Origin of the sequence: Streptomyces sp. NPDC056948 (assembly GCF_042674225.1) — a bacterium.
GTDB lineage: Bacteria > Actinomycetota > Actinomycetes > Streptomycetales > Streptomycetaceae > Streptomyces > Streptomyces purpurascens.
The window spans coordinates 1-2316 of the sequence record NZ_JBHUQX010000732.1 but is presented as its reverse complement, the minus strand read 5'-3'; the positions used below and the strand labels follow the sequence as shown (position 1 = coordinate 2316).

The window sequence follows — 2316 nt, the reverse complement described above, 5'->3', positions numbered from 1 at the left end:
GTCCCACTCAGGTGGGGCCGGGCCGTCGGCGTTCCCGCGTGCGCAAGCCACCCACCGGAGAGCGCGCCCCACCCGCTACCCTCACCCCGTGAGCAGGCAAGCCACCTTCACCCCGCCCCCGGGCGCCCGCGCATACCCCCTGCGCACGGCCCGCGGCGAGTTCGCCGTCGTCGACTCGTCGCCGAAGGCGGGTGCGCGGATCAGGGGAGTTGTCCTGCTGCTGCCCGGATTCACCGGGAGCAAGGAGGACTTCAGCCTGCTCCACGAGCCGCTCGGAGAGCGCGGGTACCGCATCGTCGCCGTGGACGGACGGGGGCAGCACGAGTCGGACGGGCCGGCGGCCGACGAATCCGCCTACGCCCAGCGGGAACTGGCCCGGGACGTGCTCGCGCAGGCCGAGGCCGTCGGCGTTCCCGTGCACCTCGTCGGGCACTCGTTCGGCGGGCAGATCGCCCGTGCGGCCGTACTGCTCGACCACGCCCCCTTCCTCTCCCTCACCCTGGTCTCGTCCGGCCCGGCGGAGATCTCCGTCTCCCAGCAGCAGCGAGTGAAACTGCTGCGGGACGCGCTCGCCGTCATGTCGATGGAGGAGGTGTGGGTGGCCATCCAGGCCATGGGGCCGCCGGAGGAGGTCGGCGGGCCCGCCCGCGGCATCGGCGACCAGGAGCAGTTGCGCCGACGCTGGATGGGCAACAAGCCCGCCCAACTGCGCGCTACCGGACGCCAGTTGTGCACCGAGCCGGACCGCGTCACCGAACTCGCCGCCGTACCGCTGCCGTTCCACGTCCTGTCGGGCGCGCACGACGACACCTGGCCGGTGGCGATCCTCGACGACATGGCCCTGCGGCTGAACGCGCACCGCACGGTCATCACGGGAGCCGAGCACTCCCCCAACGCCGACCGGCCCCTGCCGATGGCCCGCGCCCTCGCCGACTTCTGTGACAGCGTCCGGACGGTCTAGTACGACGCACCCGGGCGGTCCGGAATCGGCACACCCAGCCGGTCTAGAACTGCGCCCGCAGATGCTCCCAGAAGCCGTCCCGCAGGGCGCGCCGCAGGTCGGCCTGACCGCGCAGCGAGTACTGCAACAGGCCCTCCGCCTCCACGAGCAGGTCCTGGTCGACCGAGCCGGGCAGGTAGGGATGCCCGTGCAGCAGCTCCCCCAGCGTGTCCCGGCCGCGTGCCGCCAGCCACTTCGCCGCGATCTGGGCCCCCACGAACCGCACGTCCTCGCGGGTCGGCCGACCCGCGTTCGCCTCGTAGGCGGCGGCCGTGCGGCGGGAGACGTACGGCTTGAAGAAGTCGAGGTCGAGGGTGCGCTGGCTGTCGACCTCCCACAGCAGGGGCTCCGCCTGGTTGCGGCCCTCCGGCGCCTCGATGCCCCACAGATGGACCCGGGCGCCGTAGCCCTGCGCCGCCTCCACCGCCGACACCAGGTCCTCGTCACCGCCGAGCAGGGCCGCGTCGCTGATGGCACGGTGCCGGGCGAGTGACTCCAGGTCGGAGCGGATGAGCGAGTCGACGCCCTTCTGCTGGTTGTTGGCGTTCAGGTTGCCGAGGCGCACCTTCACGTCCGGCAGCTCCGCGATGGTCTGCTGCTCCGCCGTGTGGATGCGGCGGCGGGCGCCGTCGTACCAGTAGACCCGCAGCAGCCTGCTGTCCGCGAAGATCGTGCGGGCCTTGTCGATGAGCGCGTCGATCAGGCCCTCGGCGTCCAGATCGAAGGCGCGGCGGTCCTCCGTACCGGCGACGAGCCGCCCCGCGGCCGCGTAGAGGTACCCGGCATCGACGAAGATCGCATGGGTCGAGGGTGTCTTCGCCACCTCGGCGAGCATGCGCTGGAGCAGCTCGTTGGTGCGGTCGATGCGGGCGCTCAGGGCCGCGAGGTCGTCGTTCATCGCTTCCATTGTCCCGGCGGTCACGCTGCGAACACAACTGGTCCCGGTCGGTCCCGTAACGACACTCTTACGCCTCAGTAATTAGACAGTCGAAAAATTTCCTTAGCGTAGGGAATGTTTGAACCATGCAGTCCTGTTGACTCATACGGAACACCGGGCACCGAAGCCTCGTGGGCCGCCACACCAAGTAGTTCTCCTCAGGAGGATGACCAGACGAAGGGAGAAGCCCTTGCGCTTCGAAATCATGCACCTCGACGATGTCGACGGCACGCCCGTGGACACGACCGTCGTGGACGCCGCCTCCGTCAACCGGATCGTTCAGCAGGCCGCCGCCACCGGGCAGCGCCTCTGGATCCGCCCGGCCGGGACCACGGCCTCATAACGCGCGCAGCTCTCCCACACTTCGGAGCCCCCGCCC

At 70.6% G+C, this 2316-nt stretch carries 3 protein-coding genes; 2 read left to right on the top strand and 1 reads right to left on the bottom strand.

The features are described from left to right. The first annotated feature begins 88 nt into the window (after nucleotides 1-88). Complete coding sequence (locus ACFTZL_RS44115; protein ID WP_382596054.1) at nucleotides 89-961, top strand: alpha/beta fold hydrolase; 873 nt, start codon at nucleotides 89-91, stop codon at nucleotides 959-961. A 43-nt stretch (nucleotides 962-1004) separates the two neighbouring features. Here ACFTZL_RS44115 and ACFTZL_RS44110 read toward each other — a convergent pair whose 3' ends face one another. Further along, complete coding sequence (locus ACFTZL_RS44110) at nucleotides 1005-1898, bottom strand: NYN domain-containing protein (RefSeq protein ID WP_382596051.1); 894 nt, start codon at nucleotides 1896-1898, stop codon at nucleotides 1005-1007. Between the two features lie 229 nt (nucleotides 1899-2127). Between ACFTZL_RS44110 and ACFTZL_RS44105 the strand changes: the two genes are divergently transcribed. Next, on the top strand, nucleotides 2128-2280 hold the full coding sequence (locus ACFTZL_RS44105; protein WP_010047718.1) for a hypothetical protein: 153 nt from the start codon (nucleotides 2128-2130) through the stop codon (nucleotides 2278-2280). The last annotated feature ends 36 nt before the right edge of the window (nucleotides 2281-2316 follow it).

Bases quoted from the DNA above. Each gene is read 5' to 3' on its own strand.
- ACFTZL_RS44110 (WP_382596051.1), bottom strand. From the start codon at position 1,898: ATGAACGACGACCTCGCGGCCCTGAGCGCCCGCATCGACCGCACCAAC.